The organism is Pseudomonas sp. AAC (assembly GCF_000725445.1).
GTDB classification, from domain to species: Bacteria; Pseudomonadota; Gammaproteobacteria; order Pseudomonadales; family Pseudomonadaceae; genus Pseudomonas; species Pseudomonas citronellolis.
Genome location: NZ_KL647101.1, coordinates 114,611 through 133,646, shown reverse-complemented (window position 1 = coordinate 133,646; position 19,036 = coordinate 114,611). Strand labels below are relative to the sequence as shown.

The 19,036-nt window shown below is 67.6% G+C and carries 15 protein-coding genes and 2 pseudogenes; 4 read left to right on the top strand and 13 right to left on the bottom strand.

Annotated features, from left to right (window positions below; all coding sequences use genetic code 11):
• Positions 1-96: 96 nt before the first annotated feature.
• From FG99_RS26095 to FG99_RS26085, 3 genes are all read right to left on the bottom strand, one after another.
• Positions 97-474: a hypothetical protein gene (locus FG99_RS26095; RefSeq protein ID WP_009616073.1), complete on the bottom strand. Its 378-nt coding sequence runs from the start codon at positions 472-474 to the stop codon at positions 97-99.
• A gap of 2 nt (positions 475-476) precedes the next feature.
• Positions 477-1,307: an SDR family oxidoreductase gene (locus FG99_RS26090; RefSeq protein WP_043273124.1), complete on the bottom strand. Its 831-nt coding sequence runs from the start codon at positions 1,305-1,307 to the stop codon at positions 477-479.
• 71 nt (positions 1,308-1,378) lie between these two features.
• The gene (locus FG99_RS26085) at positions 1,379-1,843 is read right to left on the bottom strand and encodes a hypothetical protein (protein ID WP_043273123.1); all 465 of its coding nucleotides are present in this window, start codon (positions 1,841-1,843) and stop codon (positions 1,379-1,381) included.
• Positions 1,844-2,158: 315 nt separating this feature from the next.
• Here FG99_RS26085 and codB point away from each other — a divergent pair, with 315 nt between their 5' ends.
• Positions 2,159-3,418: a cytosine permease gene (codB, locus tag FG99_RS26080; RefSeq protein WP_009616076.1), complete on the top strand. Its 1,260-nt coding sequence runs from the start codon at positions 2,159-2,161 to the stop codon at positions 3,416-3,418.
• Between the two features lie 61 nt (positions 3,419-3,479).
• Complete coding sequence (codA, locus tag FG99_RS26075) at positions 3,480-4,721, top strand: cytosine deaminase (RefSeq protein WP_043273122.1); 1,242 nt, start codon at positions 3,480-3,482, stop codon at positions 4,719-4,721.
• Between the two features lie 507 nt (positions 4,722-5,228).
• On the opposite strand, the pseudogene FG99_RS31660 reads toward codA, so the two are convergent.
• Positions 5,229-5,372 (bottom strand): annotated as a pseudogene (locus FG99_RS31660) (hypothetical protein); the annotation flags it as partial.
• A 5-nt stretch (positions 5,373-5,377) separates the two neighbouring features.
• Positions 5,378-5,497 (bottom strand): annotated as a pseudogene (locus tag FG99_RS31655) (multidrug transporter); the annotation flags it as partial.
• A 190-nt stretch (positions 5,498-5,687) separates the two neighbouring features.
• On the opposite strand from FG99_RS31655, the gene FG99_RS26070 reads away from it, so the two are divergent.
• Entirely contained in the window at positions 5,688-6,947 is a 1,260-nt protein-coding gene (locus FG99_RS26070; protein WP_051879273.1) for a hypothetical protein, read from the top strand.
• Entirely contained in the window at positions 6,944-7,336 is a 393-nt protein-coding gene (locus FG99_RS26065; protein WP_043273121.1) for a hypothetical protein, read from the top strand. The genes FG99_RS26070 and FG99_RS26065 overlap by 4 nt, the downstream gene beginning before the upstream one ends.
• 90 nt (positions 7,337-7,426) lie before the next feature.
• On the opposite strand, the gene FG99_RS26060 is transcribed toward FG99_RS26065, so the two are convergent.
• From FG99_RS26060 to FG99_RS26025, 8 genes are all read right to left on the bottom strand, one after another.
• The gene (locus tag FG99_RS26060) at positions 7,427-8,872 is read right to left on the bottom strand and encodes a mannose-1-phosphate guanylyltransferase/mannose-6-phosphate isomerase (protein ID WP_043273120.1); all 1,446 of its coding nucleotides are present in this window, start codon (positions 8,870-8,872) and stop codon (positions 7,427-7,429) included.
• Between the two features lie 474 nt (positions 8,873-9,346).
• Positions 9,347-9,994: an alginate O-acetyltransferase AlgF gene (gene algF / locus FG99_RS26055; protein ID WP_043273119.1), complete on the bottom strand. Its 648-nt coding sequence runs from the start codon at positions 9,992-9,994 to the stop codon at positions 9,347-9,349.
• A 58-nt stretch (positions 9,995-10,052) separates the two neighbouring features.
• Positions 10,053-11,243 (bottom strand): alginate O-acetyltransferase, encoded by a 1,191-nt coding sequence (locus FG99_RS26050; protein ID WP_081884736.1) that lies wholly within the window; start codon positions 11,241-11,243, stop codon positions 10,053-10,055.
• A gap of 13 nt (positions 11,244-11,256) precedes the next feature.
• A complete protein-coding gene (locus FG99_RS26045; RefSeq protein WP_043273118.1) occupies positions 11,257-12,819 on the bottom strand; it encodes an MBOAT family O-acyltransferase in 1,563 nt (520 codons plus the stop codon).
• Between the two features lie 328 nt (positions 12,820-13,147).
• A complete protein-coding gene (locus FG99_RS26040) occupies positions 13,148-14,221 on the bottom strand; it encodes a mannuronate-specific alginate lyase (RefSeq protein WP_141766102.1) in 1,074 nt (357 codons plus the stop codon).
• A 57-nt stretch (positions 14,222-14,278) separates the two neighbouring features.
• The gene (locus tag FG99_RS26035; protein ID WP_043273116.1) at positions 14,279-15,712 is read right to left on the bottom strand and encodes an alginate O-acetyltransferase; all 1,434 of its coding nucleotides are present in this window, start codon (positions 15,710-15,712) and stop codon (positions 14,279-14,281) included.
• Positions 15,713-15,723: 11 nt separating this feature from the next.
• Positions 15,724-17,334: a mannuronan 5-epimerase AlgG gene (algG, locus tag FG99_RS26030; RefSeq protein WP_043273114.1), complete on the bottom strand. Its 1,611-nt coding sequence runs from the start codon at positions 17,332-17,334 to the stop codon at positions 15,724-15,726.
• A gap of 185 nt (positions 17,335-17,519) precedes the next feature.
• The gene (locus tag FG99_RS26025; RefSeq protein WP_043273377.1) at positions 17,520-18,953 is read right to left on the bottom strand and encodes an alginate export family protein; all 1,434 of its coding nucleotides are present in this window, start codon (positions 18,951-18,953) and stop codon (positions 17,520-17,522) included.
• Positions 18,954-19,036 lie beyond the last annotated feature (83 nt).

Here is a 19,036-nt window from a genome sequence, read left to right as displayed (position 1 = left end):
GGGGCCTCCTGGCTGGCGGAGCGCAGACAGTAGGCGGCGGGCGATAAAGCCCGGATGAAAAGATTGTGAAAAAAGCGTGAAGACGCCCCGCGGCGATCAGCGGGGCAGGAAGCGCGCCTGCACCGGCGGGCGGAAGAACCACCAGGCGGCCAGCGGGTAGACCAGGTAGTTCACCAGGTACAGCAGCAGCGCGGCGTGGCTCGGCGGGTTGCGCCAGGCGGCCAGGGCCACCAGCGCCAGGTACAGCAGCGCCAGGCCGGCGGCGTAGAAGCCGAGCAGGCGCCAGCGCTCGCCGACGCTGGGCAGGCGCCCCACGCGGCGGGCGAAGAAGAACGCCATGCCGGCGCCGATGGCCAGCGCCACCAGCAGGTTCACCGGCACCAGGCCGTAGCGCAGCAGGGTGCGCAGCAGCACGTTGAGGACCATGGCGACGAGGATGCCGGCGAGGGCGTAGTAGCGAGTGCGGATGGGCATGGCTAGAGGCTCCCGTCCAGGCCGAAGCGTTTCTTCAGGGCCTTGTCCAGCAGGCCGGTGGGCAGCCAGCGGGCCAGCAGCGGCAGGGCGCGGCTGCCGTGGCCGACGCGCAGCAGGCGCGGGCGTGGCTGGCGCTGCACGGCGGCGAGCAACTGGCGGGCCAGTTCGGCAGCCGGGGTGGGTTTGTCCTGGGAGGCGCCGGCGCGGGCGCGGATGAACTCGCGCAGCGGCCACCAGGGCGAGTGGTCGTCCACCAGCGCCTGCCAGGTGCGCCCGGCGTTGGCGCCGAAGCTGGAGGCGATGGCGCCGGGCTGCACTTCCAGCACCCCGATGCCGAAGGGCGCGAGCTCCAGGCGCAGCGCCTCGTTGAGCGCGTGCAGCGCGGCCTTGGAGGCGCAGTAGGCGCCGGCGAAGGGGGTGACCAGCACGCCGGAGACGCTGCCGATGTTCACCACCAGCCCACGGCGTTCGCGCAGCAGCCCGAAGCAGGCACGGGTCAGCTCGACCACGGCGAAGACATTGGTCTCGAACTGCCGGCGCAGGGCTTCGGCGCCGCCGTCCAGCAGCGGGCCCATGGCGCCGTAGCCGGCGTTGTTGACCAGCACGTCCAGGCCGCCGGCCTCGCGCTGCAGCTGCTCGGCCAGGCGGGCGATGGCGGCGCCGTCGTCCACGTCCAGTCGCACGCCGCGGAAACCGGCCTGGCCCAGGGTGGCCACGTCTTCGTCGCGCCGGGCGGTGGCCCAGACGTTGTAGCCGGCGCCCTGGAAGGCCTCGGCCAGGGCGCGGCCGATGCCGCTGGAGCAGCCGGTGATGAGGGCGACGGGTTGGGGCATGGCGGCTTTCCTTGGCGTGGGCGCGTGGGTGTTCGGCGCCTACCCTAGCCGATTGCGCCGCGCGGGTGAACTCAGTCGCCGAAGCGCCCTTCGATGCGCTCGGCGCGGAACTCCAGGGTGCTGGCGCGGTAGCCAGGGCGCAGCGCCGGCAGCGGCAGGCAGTCGCTCCAGGCGTCGCCGCCGAGCAGCGCGTCGGGGCCGCGGTAGCGCGGCGCCTCGTAGAGGTTCTCGGCGAGGTCGGTGGTGTCGCTGGGGCGGTAGGCGGCGACCTTCCAGCGCAGTTCCAGCAGCGGCGCGTCGCTGCCGTTCTTCAGGTCGACGCGCAGCGGGCGGTCGGCCGGGCACAGCGTCGGCGCGTAGCGGATGCGCAGTTCCAGGCGCTCCAGGCGGCGCTGGTCGAGGCTGTCCTGCCAGATCGCCAGGGCCGCCACCAGGCCCAGGCCGACCAGGGCCGCGGCCGAGATCGGCAGCGCGCGGGCGGGGTAGCGCAGCAGCAGGATGATCCAGGTAACGATGAGGAGGATGCCGAAGAACATGGATGCGTCCGGGATGGGCTTGGGGCAGCAGCCTAGCAAATCCGTCGCTTCTGCAACGACTTCGACGGATGGCCACGACCTGGGTCAAGATTGTGCGCGAATCTGGTGCGTCGGACGCTGCGCTGCATCTGCGGAATCCGCATAATGCACATTTGAGCAGGCACGCGGCGGCATATTTCCCCTGGGAAGTGTGCATTCTGAACATTCATCGATGTTCGTCATGCTCAAAGGTTTCCGCGTCGTTCCCCGTCGGCTTTTCCGGCCCGCTCCTTGCTCCAGGCCGACAGACATCCAACCCACCTCGCGGAGACATCCATGAGTTCCCCCAGTGAATTCCCCCTGAGCGCCACGCCCAGGGAAGGGCGCAAAGGGCTGCTGCCCATCGCCATGGTCCTGTTCAGCTTCACCTTCTTCACCGGCACCATGTTCGCCGGCGGCAAGATCGGCATGGCCTTCGACTTCGTCGACATGCTCTGGGTCGCCGTCGTCGGCAACACGCTGCTGGCCGTCTACGCCGCCGCCCTGGGCCTGATCGCCTCGCGCAGCGGGTTGAACACCGTGCTCATGGGGCGCTTCTGCTTCGGCGAGCGCGGCAGCAAGCTGTCGGACTTCCTCCTCGGTTTCGCCGAACTGGGCTGGTACGCCTGGGGCACCGCCACCGTGGCCATCGTGCTGGTGAAGATGCTGGCCCTGCCGGGCTGGCTGACCATCCCGCTGATGGTGCTGTTCGGCCTGGGCTTCAGCATCACCGCGATCATCGGCTTCAAGGGCCTGGACCTGCTGTCGCGGGTGTCGGTGCCGCTGATGTTCGTGCTGCTGGTGGCCTCCATGGTCATCGCCACCCGCCAGGCCGGCGGCTGGGCCGGGCTGCTGGCGGTGCAGCCGAGCACCGGCATGACCTTCTCGGCCGCCGTGACCATGGTCTTCGGCACCTTCGCCAGCGGCGCCACCCAGGCCACCAACTGGACGCGCATGGCGCGCAGCGGGCGCATCGCCGTGGCCGCCAGCGTCATCAGCTTCCTCGTCGGCAACGGCCTGATGATCGTCGCCGGGGCCTGGTGCGCCATCGTCTACCAGAACGCCGACATCGTCGAAGTCATGGTCCTGCAGGGCCTGTCGTTCGCCGCGGTGATCATGCTCTGCCTGAACCTCTGGACCATCCAGGGTCCGACCATCTACAACGTCTCCGCCGCCGCCTGCCATCTGGTGCGCAGCGAACGCCGGCGCAGCATGACGCTGCTCGCCGCGGGCGTGGGCATCGTCCTGGCCATCGGCGGCATGTACGAGTGGCTGATTCCCTTCCTGGTGCTGCTGGGCTCGATCATTCCGCCGCTGGGCGGGGTGATCATGGCCGACTTCTGGCACCGCCACCGCGGCAACTACCCGGCGCTGGTCGGCCCGCACATCCCGGCGTTCAACGTCGCCGGGCTGCTGTCCTACGCCGTGGGCGCGGCGCTGGCCTATGCCTCGCCGTGGATCGCCCCGCTGGTGGGCATCGGCGCCTCGGCGGCTTGCTACATCGTGCTCGGCGAGATCGCCCGGGCCCGCGCCGGCGTGGCGGAGCCGCGCGCCTGAACCCATTCATGGCGCTGCGCATTCGGCATCCGCGCAGCGCCCAGCCTGAGGAGCCAACCCAATGAAGATCGTCAACGCCAAGCTGCGCAAGCAGGAAGGCCTGTTCACCATCCGCTGCGCGGGCGAGACCATCGCCGAGGTGCTGCCCCAGGCGGCCAGCGTCGCCGCCACCAGCGATGACCTCGACGCCGCCGGGCAACTGGTGATCGCGCCGCTGGTGGAGCCGCATATCCACCTCGACGCCACCCTCACCGCCGGCGAGCCGCAGTGGAACATGAGCGGTACCCTGTTCGAGGGCATCGAGCGCTGGGCGCAGCGCAAGGAAACCATCACGCACGAAGACACCAAGGCCCGCGCCCACACCACCATCCGCATGCTGGCCGCCCACGGCATCCAGCACGTGCGCACCCACGTGGACGTCACCGATCCCACGCTGGCCGCGCTCAAGGCCATGCTGGAGGTGAAGGAGGAAGCGAAACACCTGGTGGACCTGCAGATCGTCGCCTTCCCGCAGGAGGGCATCGAGTCCTACGACGGCGGCCGCGAGCTGATGGAAGAGGCGATCCGCCTGGGCGCGGACGTGGTCGGCGGCATCCCGCATTTCGAGAACACCCGCGAGCAGGGCGTCAGTTCGATCAAGTTCCTCATGGACCTGGCCGAGCGCACTGGCTGCCTGGTGGACGTGCACTGCGACGAGACCGACGATCCCAATTCGCGCTTCCTCGAAGTGCTGGCCGAAGAGGCGCGGGTGCGTGGCATGGGGGCGCGGGTGACCGCCAGCCATACCACGGCGATGGGTTCCTACGACAACGCCTATTGCTCGAAGCTGTTCCGCCTGCTCAAGCGTTCGGGCATCAGCTTCGTCTCCTGCCCGACCGAGAGCATCCACCTGCAGGGCCGCTTCGACAGCTTCCCGAAACGCCGCGGTGTGACCCGCGTGGCGGAGATCGACCGCGCCGGGATGAACGTGTGTTTCGGCCAGGATTCGATCAAGGACCCGTGGTACCCGCTGGGCAACGGCAACATCCTGCGCGTGCTCGACGCCGGCCTGCACATCTGCCACATGATGGGCTTCGAGGACCTGCAGCGCAGCCTCGACCTGGTCACCGACAACAGCGCCCGCGCGCTGAACCTGGGCGAGCGTTACGGCATCGCCGCCGGCCGCCCGGCCAACCTGCTGGTGCTGGGCGTGGACAGCGACTACGAGGCGGTGCGCCAGCAGACCAAGGCGCTGTATTCCATCCGCCACGGCCGCGTACTGATGCGCCGCGCGCCGGAGAGCGTGGAGCTGCTCGAAGGCTGATACCTGTAGGCGCGGGCCCTGCCCGCGATTCGCGCGCAGGGCGCGCTCCTACAGGGGAATGGCGCGGGTGGGGCGGCGTAGCGGGTCCTGTCCGCGATCCGCGCCGGGACGTCCAGCTATCGCGGACAAGGTCCGCTCCTACGGGGGAGGAGGAATACCGTGCTCCCCGGCAACCTGTAGGAGCGGGCCCTGCCCGCGATTTCGCGCGCAGGGCGCGCTCCTACATGGGAATGACGTGGGTGGGGCGGCGTAGGAGCGGATCCTATCCGCGATCCGCGCCGATACGCCCGGCTATCGCGGACAAGGTCCGCTCCTACGACCGTGCTCCCCGGGAACCGTTGGCGTTATGCGCTCCCCGACGTGGCCTGCAAGACAGCCCCGTAGGATGGGTTGAGCGAAGCGATACCCATCGCCGCCCCACCCACGCCATTCCCCGCGCACAAAGAAAAACCCCCAGGCACAAGGCCTGGGGGCGATTGGCATCGATGGGGAGACGCCGTCCTTCAACTAGCGAGCGGCTACCTGCGCGCGGATGCTGCTCTCTTCGGTTCGACCGTAGACGTCCTCCAGACGTTCGATGTCGTCTTCGCCCAGGTAGCTGCCGGACTGCACTTCGATGATCTCCAGCGGGATCTTGCCGGGGTTGGCCAGGCAGCTCAGTCACCGAAGCGCCCGTCGATGCGTTCGGCGCGGAATTTCAGGGTGCTCGCGCGGTAGCCCAGGCGCAACGGCGGCAGGGGCAGGCAGTCGTTCCAGCTGTTGCCGCCGAGGCGCGCGCCTGAGTCAAGGTGGTGCGGGTTTGCGGCGGCGGGTGCTGGCCTGGATCAAGGTTGCGAGGGGGCGCCGCGGCGGCGCTTTGCGAGACTTCATACGCCTGATTCAGCCGTCGGTCCAGGGCGCCTGACATTCAGGCGTGCCGCGATTGCCTAGCTTGGCCGCTTACCCCGGCCAAGCAGGACAGCAAGCATGAGCGCGGACGATCCCCGAGCAGCCGCCTATCCTTTCGACCGCAGTTGGGCCCCAGAGCCCGACTGGAAGCCTTCCAGCGACTGGCACACCGATCGCAGTTGGGCACCGGACAAGGGCTGGAGCCGCTTCACCGAACCACCCAGGCGCCGCCAGGACAACGGCGGCGCCTCCTTCGTGGCCTGGGAGCCCAAGCCCGAACGCGTCCCCGAGGTCGACCGGCCAGCACCCGGCCTGTTCAAGCGCCCTGCCAAGCTGGAGCCCGGCTTCCATATCGTGCAGCGCAGCATGAGCTTCGAGCAGTTGCTGGCGCACCTCTTCCCCGAAAAGGCCCATTCCTACCTCATCAGCCGCCTCAAGGCTCTCAACCCCACTCATGCCCAGGGTTTCAAGGCAGGGGAAATCTTCGTGATCGGCGACCTGCTCAACCCCACCGCCTGCCTGCGCGAAGAAGCCGAGCTGATGGCCGCCGCTGCTCAAGTACGCACGGCCCTGGAACCGCTGAGCGAGGAGGAAGCGGATTTCATGGTCAGGCACCAGGCCGAGATCGCCAACATCCTCGGCGGCGCCGGCACCTCGCTGGGGCTGACCAAGGACGTACTGGACAAGGGCCTGCGGCAGATCGGCGAAACACTGCGCGACATCGAATACCTGCACCAGACCGAATTCGCCACCCATGGCCACCTGCGCAGCCATAACTTCTTCGTCAGCCGCCGCCAGTTGCTCACCCACCTGGACTCCCAGCTCAAGGCCACCTTCATGAACAAGCAACTCAACCTCGGCCACCACCCTCTGCTACGCCGCGACCTGGGCATTTCCACCCGCAGCCTGGTCCACCACTGGAGCCGCTCCGGCGCGCCGGGGCAGATTCCCGGCTATGCCACACATATCGAGGAGGTGGCCAAGGCGGCGCGGTATCTGAAGTACGGCGGCTATATCGGCATCGGGTTGGGGGGGACGGCGTCTGCGCTGAAAGTACAGGAAGTCTGTCGGGGTGGAGAAACCGAGGCCTGCAAGAAGGTGCGATTTACCGAGACGGGGAGTTTTGTTGGGGGAATAGCCGGTGGTGCGTTCTTGGGAAGCGTTGCAGGAGCACCGTCCGGGATTATTTGCGCTGCCGTTGGGTTTGCATCGGGAGGCGTTGGAGCCGTTGCCTGTGGTCTGGTGCTCATTGGTGCTGGAAGCTATCTAGGTGGCAAGATGGGAGAAGCTGGTGGCGAGTGGATGGGGGAATATCTTTACGGCAGCGGGACGCCATGATTACGTTCTGGAAAAGCTGGTGGGCATTCGCGTTCATGTTGTCGCCCTTCATCATCGGCTTGCTCGGTGTTGCGATCTTTTTCTTTCTCACCTATCGCCACTACGACACCATCGCCGCGGCTTTCGCCCACAGCCCGGGTCTCCAGCGTTCGCTTCAATCCTGGTCGGATGCCAGCTTCAAGCTGCGTTACCTGCGTATTCTCAACGTCGCCGGCCTGGTGCTCTGGCCAAGGTTCTTCATCCGCCGCGGACAAGTGGATGCCAGGGACATCCAGGCGTTTCCACCGGCCATCGCACGCCTGATCCGCATAGGCTGGTGGTCCTGCGCCACAGGGTCGGTCTGGTTGCTCATGGGTGTAGGCCTGCTCAAACTCAACGGTGTGAAATGAAAGCCCCTCATCATTCCGCAGAGAAAGAAAAACCCCCAGGCACAAGGCCTGGGGGCGATTGGCATCGATGGGGGAGACGCCGTCCTTCAACTAGCGAGCGGCTACCTGCGCGCGGATGCCGCTCTCTTCGGTTCGACCGTAGACGTCTTCCAGACGTTCGATGTCGTCTTCGCCCAGGTAGCTGCCGGACTGCACTTCGATGATCTCCAGCGGGATCTTGCCGGGGTTGGCCAGGCGGTGCACCGAGGCGATGGGGATGTAGGTGGACTGGTTCTCGGTGAGCAGGAACACCTTGTCGTCGCAGGTCACCTGGGCGGTGCCGCTGACCACGATCCAGTGCTCGGCGCGGTGGTGGTGCATCTGCAGCGAGAGCTGCGCGCCGGGCTTGACGGTGATGTGCTTGACCTGGAAGCGGCCGCCCATGTCCACCGAGTCGTAGCTGCCCCAGGGGCGGTACACGGCGCAGTGGTTCTGGGTTTCGCTGCGGCCGGCGGCGTCCAGTTCGTTGACCACCTTCTTCACGTCCTGCACGCGGTCGCGGTGGGCGATCATCATGGCGTCCTTGGTTTCCACCACGACGATGTCGTCCAGGCCGACCACCGAGACCAGCTTGCCGTTGCCGTGCACCAGGCAGTTGCGGCTGTCGTGCACCAGCACGTCGCCCTTGGTGACGTTGCCGTTGGCGTCCTTGTCGTGCACTTCCCAGATCGACGACCAGCTGCCGACGTCGTTCCAGCCGGCGGCCAGGGGCACCACGCAGGCGCGCTGGGTCTTTTCCATCACCGCGTAGTCGATGGAGTTGTCCGGGCAGCACTCGAAGGTGGCCGGGTCGATGTTGACCACCTCGCCCTCGTGCTGGCTGCGCTCCAGGGCCAGCAGGCAGGTGTCGTAGATGTCGGCGTCGTGGCGCTTGAGTTCTTCCAGGAAGCGGCTGGCGCGGAACAGGAACATGCCGCTGTTCCAGTAGTGCCCGCCTTCCTCGACGAACTGGCGGGCGCGGGCCTCGTCGGGTTTCTCGATGAAGCGCTCGACCCGCGCGACGCCGCCGGGCAGCTTGTCGTCGGCGTTGGCGCGGATGTAGCCGTAGCCGGTTTCCGGGCGGCTGGCCGGCACGCCGAAGAGCACCATCTCGCCCTTCTCGGCGGCCACGGTGGCCAGGGCCAGGGCGCGCTGGAAGGCGCGCGGGTCTTCCAGCACGTGGTCGGCCGGCAGCACCAGCAGCAGTTCGTCACGGCCTTCGGCGAGCAGCTTCATGGCGGCGATGGCTACGGCCGGGGCGGTGTTGCGGCCGAAGGGTTCGAGCAGGATGCCCTGGGTCTTGAGCTTCAGTTGTTCCAGCTGTTCCTGGAGGATGAAGCGGTGTTCCTTGTTGCTCACCACCAGCGGCGGCTCCATGCCTTCGAAGGCCAGGCGCTCGAGGGTCTGCTGGAACAGCGTGTGCTCGCCGGCCAGGGCCAGGAACTGCTTGGGATACAGCTTGCGGGAAAGGGGCCAGAGTCGCGAGCCGCTACCACCGGAAAGAATGACGGGAATCATGTGGGGTTTCTCCTTAAAGCGTTCATGCGTTCTGTGGGGCGCCGGGCGCCGTTACCGTTTCGGGTGACCTCTCCGTGCGGGCCGTCTTGGCAGCTCGCTGGTTTTTTCTGCCGGTGTGGCCGGTCTTTTTGTGGTGTTCGTTTTGGTGATTGGGTGTGGGGGGTAAGAGCCCCTCTCCCCAGCCCTCTCCCTGAAGGGAGAGGGGGCTATCCGTGCGATCGGCGAGGACTGTGCCAACCGGCTGCTCCTTCACTGCCGGCGAGCGCCAGGGTTGCGCCTGATGCCGAACGGTCCCCTCTCCCTGAAGGGAGAGGGGGCTATCCGTGCGATCGGCGAGGACTGTGCCAACCGGCCGCTCCTTCACTGCCGGCGAGCGCCAGGGTTGCGCTTGATGCCGAACGGTCCCCTCTCCCTTCAGGGAGAGGGTTAGGGAGAGGGGGCGGCCTTCACGTCGGCACGTCATCGCCATCTAACTCAGTCGGCCTTCACCGGCCGCTTGACCCACACCGGCGACAGCTTGCCGCCCTCGCCGGTGACGTACAGGCACACCACCTCGCCGCGTTCCAGGGTGACGGGCTTGAGGTCGCTGACCTTCTTGCCGCCCTCGAACAGCGCCAGGTTCACCTTCACCGGGTTGATCTCGCGGTCGCCGTGGCTTTGCGGGGCGACGTTGCCGACCACTTCGGTCTTGCCGTCGGCGGTCTTCAGGGTCAGCGCCTGGCCGCTGAGGTTCTGCACCCGCACCAGGGCCTTCTGCTTGTTCTTGAAGGGCGGCTCGGGCACCAGCTTGGGCTGGCCGCCGGGCTGGCTGACCAGGGTGTAGTAGGCGTCCGGGTCGAGTTTCACCGGCAGGCTCTGGCTGCCGACCTTGGCGGTGTAGTTGCCCGGCGGGAGGAACTTGAAGTCGCTGGAGCCCAGGGGCGATACGTCGTTGAGCTGGGCGTTGCCGACGCTCACCGAGAGTTCGCTGTTGCCGGCGTTGTAGGCCCGCACGAAGGCCGAACCCTTGGGCGCCTGCGGGCCGTAGAGCGCGGCTTCGCCGGCGTGGGCGCCGAAGGCGGCCAGGCCCAGGGCCAGTGCCAGGGCGGGGGATTTCCAGCCGAGGGTCTTGGAACGAGTCATGGGGTGTACCTCCGTCTTCACTTTTTCATGGGGCGCGCTGGCGCCCTTGGCGTGGCGCTCAGTGCGCCGCGGTCAGGCCCGGCGGGTTGGCCGCCAGGCGTTCGTCACGGTTGCCGGCCGCGCGCAGCTGGGCCAGCCAGTCGGCATCGAACTGGCTGAGGTCGCTGTGCATCGGCAGGTAGCGTTCGGGGAATTCCCACACCAGCAGGCGCGGCGGCTTCTGCTGGAAGCCCGGGTCCTTGAGCAGTTCGAGCATGGGTTCGAGGGGGCCCTTGCCTTCCTTGGCGTAGTTGATCAGGTCGGTGGACAGCGCCTGCTTGAGGGCGCCGGCGAAGTTCCAGTGGGGGTTGGCGCTGTAGCTGGTGCCCACCAGGGCCACCTGCGGCTCGGCGCTGTCGCCGAACAGGTCGCCGCCGGCCGCGGCGTTGTCCTCGGCCGGGCGGGTCTGGCGCGCCTGCAGCTGGTCCGGCGCCGGCAGCAGTTCGCTGAACAGCGGGTCCAGGGGCAGGAAGGTCAGCAGGTCGCCCTTGTGCGGCGTGGCCTTGCTGGCGTCGGTGATGAAGGTCTGCTGCGGCAGGTCGAGGTTCTGCCCCTCGCGGATGCTCTGGGCCAGGCGCTGGGCCACGGCCTCGGCGCCCAGCGGCGTCCAGTGGGTGTCGGTGCGCAGGAACACCTGGCCGTTGTCCTTGGCCTGCTCCAGGGTGTCCAGCAGCTTGGGCGCGGCCATGCCGGCCTGGCGCGCGCGCTGCAGGAATTCGTCGTACAGGCCGACGTGCAGCTGGGCAGGCTGTTCCTTGCCGATGTACTCGGGGTAGATGCGCGCCTTGGCCGGGATGATCGCCAGCACCAGCTTCACGCCGCGGCGCTCCAGCTCCTGCTGCACGCCGCGCACCAGGGCCCAGTTGTCGTCCAGCTGGGTCTGGCTGGGCGCCGGCTTGAATTCCTCGTCTGTGTACAGCCAGCCGTCCTTGCCGATCACCACGCCCGGGCGGCCTTCGTCGAACAGGGCGTAGTCCAGCGCGGCCCAGAGGTTGGTGCCCAGGCGCTTGATGGGGAACTGGTCGTCGTAGTGGCCTTCGAAGGCGTGGGCCAGCTTGCCGTTGAGCACCGTGGTGCCCTCGGCGGCGGCGAAGCTGGGGAAGGCCTTCAGCGACCAGCCGGCCAGGCCCAGCAGTATCCCGCCGAAGGCGGCGACGTAGGCGTATTGCAGGGGTTTGCTGATCTTGGAAACGTAAGGAGTCGGTTGCATGGTCCGGCCTCGCTCAGAACTGGAAGTAGAGGAAGGGCGAGTAGCTCTGCGCCGAGAGCTTCAGCACCGAGGCGGCGAACAGCGCCAGCAGGGCCACTCGGGTGGCCAGCACGGGCAGCTGGGTGAGCCAGTGCGGGCGGTACACCGCCGCGCCGCTGCGCAAGTAGGCGATGGCCGCCGGGTCGTTCTCGGCGTCCTGCGGGCTGCGCGGCTGGGCGCTGGCCGGGCCGTCGGCGGCGACGTCGTCGGTCTTGGCCGCGGCCTTGGGCGCCTTGCTCTGCAGCGGCTGGTTGTAGAACTGGCGCAGGCCGAAGACGGCCAGCACCACGTAGGCCACCACCAGGGTGCCCACCTGCAGGCCGGTGAGGCTGGCGCGGCTCTGCTCGGACAGGCTCCAGTCGCCGAAGCTGAACATGGCTTCGTACATGCGCCAGGCCACGTGCAGGTTCTCGGCGCGGAAGATCACCCAGCCGATGATCACCAGCAGGAAAGTGAAGGCCCATTTCAGCGGGTTGAGCACCCGCGGCGCGGCGTTCACGCCCAGGGCGCGCTCGATGGCCAGCCATACGCCGTGCCAGGCGCCCCAGATGATGTAGGTGACGTTGGCGCCGTGCCACAGGCCACCCAGGAGCATGGTCAGGATCAGGTTGCGGTAGGTCTGGAAGGTGCTGCCGCGGTTGCCGCCCAGGCTGATGTACAGGTAGTCGCGCAGCCAGGTGGACAGGCTGATGTGCCAGCGCCGCCAGAACTCGGTGATGGACTGGCTGATGTAGGGCTGGTTGAAGTTCTCCATGAAGCGGAAGCCCATCATCAGGCCCAGGCCGATGGCCATGTCGCTGTAGCCGGAGAAGTCGAAGTACAGCTGCGCGGTGTAGGCCAGCGCGCCCAGCCAGGCGTCGCCGGTGGTCGGGTCCTGCAGGGCGAAGCAGTGGTCGGCCAGGGCCGCCAGGGTGTCGGCGATGAACACCTTCTTGACGAAGCCCTGCATGAAGCGGGTGCAGCCTTCGGCGAACTTGTCCAGGGTGTGGGTGCGGTGGTTGAACTGGTCGACCAGGTCCTTGAAGCGCAGCACGGGGCCGGCGATCAGGTGCGGGAAGATCGCCACGAAGGCCGCGAAGTCGATGAGGTTGCGCGTGGCCGGGGTGTCGCCGCGGTACACGTCGATGATGTAGCTGATCGACTCGAAGGTGTAGAAGCTGATGCCGATGGGCAGCAGGATGTGCGTCAGCACGAAGGGCTGCATGCCGAACGAGGTGATGATCTGGTTGAGGCTGTCGACGCCGAAGTTGGCGTACTTGAAGTAGCCCAGCACGGCCAGGTCGACCACCACGCCGAGGATCAGCCAGCGTTTGGCCGCCAGGGTGCGCACGCCGGCGGCGCCGATGCGCAGGCCGATCCAGTAGTTGAACAGGGTCACGCCGGCGAACAGGGCGAGGAAGTCCACCCGCCACCAGGCGTAGAAGACGTAGCTGGCCACCAGCAACAGCAGGTTGCGGTAGCGGTTCCCGCTCAGGTAGTACAGGCCGAGGAAGATCGGCAGGAACAGGAACAGGAACACGTTGGAAGAAAAGACCATTGCCCGTCTCGCTCTGGAGCTTCGTACCCAGGGTGGCTCCAGCCCTTCCGGCGCCGTATAGCGCGCAAGGAAAAGGCCGGTGTCACCCGCCAGTTCCTCCCCGTTTTGTCGCTAAGGTGGTGCGCCCGCCCGGCGTCTTTTGCGCTTGGGTCGGGGGTGGCTGGGCCCGTCTTCGTTGCGGGGTTCAGCCGGTTGTCGCGGTGTTGCTGGGAGGTTCTTGCCCTCTCCCTAACCCTCTCCCTGAAGGGAGAGGGGACTGTTCGGTGCAGGTGGAAACCGTTGTGTCAGCCGGCACGTGCCGGTCTGCACCCCACTCCCATTGAGCGCATCAGCTCCCGCCATTCCCCCGGTTGAACACCTTCGTCACATCCCCGCCCAGCCGGAAGCTGTTGAACGGCTCCATCTTCCTGCGCCAGTCCTGGGTCTTCGGCGCGCAGCTGTAGAGCGCGCAGTAGGGCTCCAGCCAGGCGAACTTGCTGTTTTCCTTCAGGTCGCTCATGTCCTGGTCGTTGCCGGTCCGGCGGTCGAAGTCCTGCTGGTCGTCCACCCCCTGCATCACCCTTTCGGCCAGGCGCTGCAGGGCGCCGTTGTTTTCCTGGCGCAGGTCCACGCCGTTGACCTGGGCGAAGGCGGCGATCATCGCCAGCGGCGGCAGGCTGTAGTTGTGGTAGGACAGGGCGCGCTGGCGGCGCTTGAGTTCGTTGGGCAGGTAGCCCTGGGCGTCGACCTGGCTGGCCGCCACCTTGAATTCGCGCACCGACCAGTCGAACAGGTCGCGGCGGTTGGTCACCACGGCGGTGGACATCACCGACCAGGCGGCCCAGTAGCTGTGGTTGTTGATCTTCTTCAGCGGCAGGTTGCTCCAGTCGCTGACCACCTGGGTGCCGAGCTTGCCGAACCACTGCTCGATCTGCGCCGCCTGCTGCGGGTAGGCCGCCAGCGGGCGGCTGCTGGAGAACTTCAGGCGCAGGTAGGACGAGGACAGGCTGCCCAGGGCCCATTTGCGCATGGACTTGCCGGTGTGGTTGAAGTCGCCGCTTTCCAGCGCATCGGCTCGGGCCCAGGTGGTCAGCCAGTTCAGCGCGCAGTCCAGGTCGCCCTTGTGGCCGCTGCGCATGTATTGGGTGATCAGCTTGGTGGTGCCGCGCTCCATGTCGGTGATGTCCTTGATCTGCGCGCGGAACTTGCCTTCGGCGGCCAGGTTGAGGGTAGCGCGCGCCGAGTCGGAGCCCTCGTACTTGCTGGTGAACTGCAGCGAGCCGGTGTAGGGCGTGGGCACTGCCGGGCAACTATCGGCGTCGCCCTTGCGCTCGCCGACCGCGGCGAAGTAGCCCGGCGGCGGCACCAGGTCGGCGGCCTGGCTGCTCTGCCCGTAGAGGGCGGCGAGGCTGCTCAGGGCCATGGCCGGCCACAGCAGGCGCAGGCCCTTGTTGCGGGAAAGTCGCTGGATGGACATGGATTACCTCCCGGCCACGGTACTGGCGGTGGCCTTGATCTGCGGGGTCTGGCACAGCTTCGCCTCGACCTCGAGGCCGGCCGGCATGTCGTCCGGCGCCTCGATCTCCAGGGAGAGGAACTGCTGGTCCGGCCAGTCCTCGTCGTTGCGCAGTTCGAAGACGTAGCGCCCGCCGGTGTCGACGGCCTTGGACTGCTCGATCTTCAGCTGCTCGCGGCGGCCGTTCATGTACCAGACGGTGTTCTTCAGCTCGTGGATGCCCGGGTCGCTGTAGGTGACGTCGGCGGTGTAGCTGCCGCTGCGGATCGGCAGCGCCGCGCTGTTGAGCAGCACCTCGTTGCGCCCGGCGTGCAGCTTGACCTTGCGGCTGAGCACGGCCTTCTGCTCGGCGCAGCCGTTGGCCACCAGGGGCATGGCCTGGCGGTAGAAGCTCTTCTGCGCCATGTCGTAGTGGGTGGCGAATTCCCAGACCAGGATCTTCGGCGGCTTGTCGTGGAATTCCTTGCTGGTCAGGTAGGCCAGCAGCGAGCTGTCGAAGCCGCCGCCGGAGACGGCGTTGTTGAGGATGTCGACCTTGCCGTACTGCTCCAGGAAGCCGACGAAGTTGTACGCCGGGCCGCTGTTGGAGGTGCCGACCACCGCCACCTGCGGGTCGCCGCCGTCGCCGAACAGGTCGCCGCCGCCGCTGTCGCCCACCGGCTCGGTCTCGAAGCGGTCGACGTACTGCGGCGCGTAGCTGCTGCCGCACAGTTGCGCGGCGGCCTTGTGGAAGGTGCCGAGCTTGGACAGCAGGCCCACGCGCTTGCTTTCGAATTCCTTCTTCGGGATGTCCGCATAGGCGGGCATCTGCTTCAGCGTCTCGGCGGCGATCTTGGCGCTGCGCATGGCGCCGTAGGGCGTCCAGTGGTGGTCGCCCTTGAAGTAGTAGGGGTGGGCTTCCTTCTCGTCGAACAGCGGCGAGAAGTCCGGGGTGTAGATGCCGGCCTCGCGGAACTTGGCGATGGTCGCCAGGTAGTTCTTCTTCGCCAGTTCGTAGTCGAACGAGGCCTTCTCCTCGGGGCTGAGCTTCTCGCGGTTGATCAGCCCGCGGGTGGGCTGGTAGACCACCATCAGCTCGACGCCGCGGCGCTCCAGCGCCTCACGCAGCGCCTTGAGTTCGCGCCAGCCCTCGGGCGTGGTGCCGAAGTCGGTGCGCAGGTCGTAGGTGGTGCGGAACAGCCAGTCTTCCTGGGCTGGCACCAGGTGGGTGAAGAAGCCCAGGTACTTGGTGTTGTAGGCCTTGTCGTCGGCCGCGGCCGGGCACAGGCCGGCGGCGGGCAGGGCGCTGTAGGTCGGCGCGCCGGCGTCGGCGGCGCCCGCAGCAAGAATACCGTGGGCCAGCAGCAGGCCGGCGGCCAGAGTCGACAGGCGCAGCAGACGATGGGGGCGGATGGTCATGGTACGGGTCCTCAATTCTGCAGTTCGGCCTGGCTTTCCACGGGGTCGATCAGCACGGCGCGCTGCTGGCGCACGAGCAGGTCGAGGATCTGGTCCTGCTTCTCGCCGAGCACGCCGTTGAAGCTGATGCCCGAGGATTTGGTCGGGCCGAGCATGGCCACCTTGTAGAGTTCCAGCGACAGCGGCGAATCCACCGACAAGGGACCTGAGCCGTTGCCCACCAGCTTGCCGCCGACCACGATGAGCGACACCTTGGTGTCGAAGGGGTCGAGGTCGATGTTGCGGTCGGTGTTGGACAGGTCCTTGATGTGCCCGTACACGCCGATCAGCTTGTTGCCGGCGGCGAGGTTCTCGTACAGGCGGATGTTCACGCTGTTGCGGATGCGGATGCCGTGGCGCCGGTTGCCCAGCACCTGGTTGCCGTAGATCAGGTTGTCGCCGCTCTCGTACAGGGTGATGCCGTCGGAGTGGTTGCGGTACACCTCGTTGTAGGCCACCAGGTTGCGTTCGGAGTTACGGTCCAGGACGATCCCGGAGAGGTGGTTGTCGTAGGTCTTGTTGCGGAAGATCCAGCTGTCGTTGACCTCGCGCGAGACGATGATGCCGTGCTTCTTCTTCGTCCCGTACACGGTGTTCTCGGCGATGATCAGGCGGTGCGAGCGGTCGTGGGGGTCGATGCCGTAGATGACGTTGTCGCGGTAGGTGTTGCCGCGCACCACCAGGTCGTCGGCCTCGTAGCAGTAGAAGCCGTACCAGTTGTCGACGAAGGTGGAGCCGATCACCCAGCCCTTGGGCCGCGGACGCTTCATGGTCTTGTCCATGCCCGGGCTGTACTGCGAGATGGAGATGCCGTAGGCCTTGGAGGCGTTGTAGCCGAAACTGGTGAAGGTGCTGTTCACCAGGTAGGCCTCGGCGCCGCCCCAGGACACCAGGAACGGGCGGAACTCGTTGGGGCTCTTGAACCAGGCCGGCTCGCCGCGGGCTTCGTTCCAGGCGGTGACCTTGGTATCGCGCACGAACAGCTTGCCGTCGTTGACCAGGAAGGCGCCGCGGTCCTGGGACAGGCGCAGTTCCCTGACCTTGCCGTCGATCTCCAGGGTCGCGCCCTGGCTGACCACGATGGGCAGGCGGGCGACGAACACGCCGGGCTCGACCTGCTCCAGCGCCTTGCCGAGCTTGCCGGCCAGCTGCGCGAGGTTGACGTAGCCGCCTTCGATGAAGATGGCCTGGGGCATCTGCCGCTGGCGCTTGACCCACTCGGCCAGGCGGTTCTGCCCGCCGGTGAATTCCTTCAGCGGCTGCTGCTGCACCATGCGCTGCACCACGGCCTTGCCGCCGGGCTTGCGCACGATCTTCTTCGCCACCGCCTCGGCGGTGTAGCCGGAGAGGTCGGGCAGCTTCGGCGGGTCCAGGTGCAGCGGGCCCTCGGGCAGCGCGGTGACCGTGTAGTTGCCGGTTTCCTTGAGGCCCTGGACGTGGCCGGGCTGGTTGGCCGGCGAGGGCTGCTCGCTGGCCTCGGCGTCCTTGGCGTTGGCCGCCGGGGTCGAGGCCCAGGCGGGGCCCGTGGCGACCAGCAGGCCGCCGAGCAGCAGGGCGGCCAGGGGTAGCGGATGGCGGTTCATGGTGGGTTCTCCCTGTGGGCGTGGAGCCGGAAGGCGCTGGGCCCCCGCGTGCGCGGGAGTGACGGTCGCCGGGCGGGGGATGCGAACCCCCGCGCTCCCCGTGCCCGTTCGCACGCGGGAGGGGTTTTCCGTCATCCCCGCTAACGCGGGGAACCAGTGACTGCCAGTTCGCATCGCCCTGATCCTCAGAAGCGCCAGATGAAATCGACGAAGGCGTGGTGCATCGTCGAGTCGACGTGGCTGCCGTAGGCGTCGCCGGGCTTGAACACGCCGCCGCGGAAGCGCACCAGGGCCGAGGGCTCGTCGATGTACTGGCTCATCGAGGCGGGCAGCAGGCCCTGCTTGAAGTACTTGGTGACCACCAGGTCGACTTCCTGGCCGATGTCCTTGGAGTTGTTCTCCAGGGGGGCGGTGATGCCGCTGTTGCCGATGTCCGAGTCGCCGTCCACGCGCCAGAACTTGTGGTACACGACGCTGGCGTCGTAGTCGTCGCGCAGCTGCCAGGCGCCGAACAGGGTGGCGTCCTGCAGGTTGGAGAGTTCGCCGCGGAAGGCCTCGCCGAAGCGGTGCACGCGGGCACGGGTGCCGGTGAAGTTGGAGCGGTTGCTCTGCAGGCCGGTCTGCTCGTACTGGTCCTCGCCGTCGTGGCCGCCGCCGCTGCCACGGGCGTAGCCGACGCCGGCGCGCCACTGCTCGTCGATGTTCCAGCGCAGGCCCAGGTCGACGCCGTAGGCGTTGACGTCGCCGCTCTGCTTGCCGGTGGCCACGCGCTCGCCGTCCACCGCGGCGCTGGTCAGGCGGTCGCGGTTGCCGCTCAGCCAGGTGGCGCTGGCCCAGTAGTTCAGCGGCATCTGCGAGCGGTAGTTGTAGCCATCGCCGTTGGCTTCGATGCCGACCCAGGTGAGGTCGCCGGTGGAGCGCTTGTCCAGCGAGTCGATGGTTTCGCCCGGGTCCGGCAGGCTGCCGCTGTCATCGGCGTGGTGCAGGCGCAGGCCCACCCAGTGGTGCGGCGCCCACTGCGTGGAAATGTCGCCGAAGACGTGGGTGCGGTCCTCGTCTTCCGGCGCCAGGTCGGTGATGTCGGTGCGGTACTCGGAGAAACGCTGGGCGGCGCCCAGGTGGGCGCGCAGCAGGGTGGTGTCGAAGGTCCAGTTCAGCGCCTCGATATTGGTGTCCTGCCACATGCCGCTGTCGTCGCGCAGGCGCTGGCGGCCGAAGCGCAGGTGCTCGCCGGGGTACTGGGTGAGGCCGGCGTAGTCCACCCAGAACTCGCGCAGGGCGAGGTAGGCGTCGTCGGGCTCGCGCTTGTTGTCGCTGCTGTCGCGGCCGCTGGCGTCGACTTCGTCGGACTGCAGGGTGTCGGTCTGGATGGTGTCGGTGGCGGCCACCGCCTGGCCCATCACGTAGGCGCTCCACTGGCCCCACTGGCCGAAGGCCCAGGGCCGCAGGTCGATGCCGATGCCGTTGAGGTCGCCGCCGTGGGCGGTGCCCAGGTCGCGATCGTCCTCGGACTCGGCGGTGATCTTGATGTCGATGCCGTAGTTCTTGGGCGGCGTGTCGTCGGCCCAGGCGCTGGCGGCGAACAGGGTGCCGGCCAGGCTCATGCCGGCGCCGAGCATCGCCGGGAACAGCCGGGCGCGGCGGATGGCGCGGGCCAGGCGGATCGGTTGGAACAGCGGGGCGGAGGTCGGGTCGGGGCGCT

Coding starts and splice junctions, on each gene's coding strand:
- FG99_RS26095 (WP_009616073.1), bottom strand. CDS start 474: ATGCCCATCCGCACTCGCTACTACGCCCTCGCCGGCATCCTCGTCGCC.
- FG99_RS26090 (WP_043273124.1), bottom strand. CDS start 1,307: ATGCCCCAACCCGTCGCCCTCATCACCGGCTGCTCCAGCGGCATCGGC.
- FG99_RS26085 (WP_043273123.1), bottom strand. CDS start 1,843: ATGTTCTTCGGCATCCTCCTCATCGTTACCTGGATCATCCTGCTGCTG.
- codB (WP_009616076.1), top strand. CDS start 2,159: ATGAGTTCCCCCAGTGAATTCCCCCTGAGCGCCACGCCCAGGGAAGGG.
- codA (WP_043273122.1), top strand. CDS start 3,480: ATGAAGATCGTCAACGCCAAGCTGCGCAAGCAGGAAGGCCTGTTCACC.
- FG99_RS26070 (WP_051879273.1), top strand. CDS start 5,688: ATGAGCGCGGACGATCCCCGAGCAGCCGCCTATCCTTTCGACCGCAGT.
- FG99_RS26065 (WP_043273121.1), top strand. CDS start 6,944: ATGATTACGTTCTGGAAAAGCTGGTGGGCATTCGCGTTCATGTTGTCG.
- FG99_RS26060 (WP_043273120.1), bottom strand. CDS start 8,872: ATGATTCCCGTCATTCTTTCCGGTGGTAGCGGCTCGCGACTCTGGCCC.
- algF (WP_043273119.1), bottom strand. CDS start 9,994: ATGACTCGTTCCAAGACCCTCGGCTGGAAATCCCCCGCCCTGGCACTG.
- FG99_RS26050 (WP_081884736.1), bottom strand. CDS start 11,243: ATGCAACCGACTCCTTACGTTTCCAAGATCAGCAAACCCCTGCAATAC.
- FG99_RS26045 (WP_043273118.1), bottom strand. CDS start 12,819: ATGGTCTTTTCTTCCAACGTGTTCCTGTTCCTGTTCCTGCCGATCTTC.
- FG99_RS26040 (WP_141766102.1), bottom strand. CDS start 14,221: ATGGCCCTGAGCAGCCTCGCCGCCCTCTACGGGCAGAGCAGCCAGGCC.
- FG99_RS26035 (WP_043273116.1), bottom strand. CDS start 15,712: ATGACCATCCGCCCCCATCGTCTGCTGCGCCTGTCGACTCTGGCCGCC.
- algG (WP_043273114.1), bottom strand. CDS start 17,334: ATGAACCGCCATCCGCTACCCCTGGCCGCCCTGCTGCTCGGCGGCCTG.
- FG99_RS26025 (WP_043273377.1), bottom strand. CDS start 18,953: ATGCTCGGCGCCGGCATGAGCCTGGCCGGCACCCTGTTCGCCGCCAGC.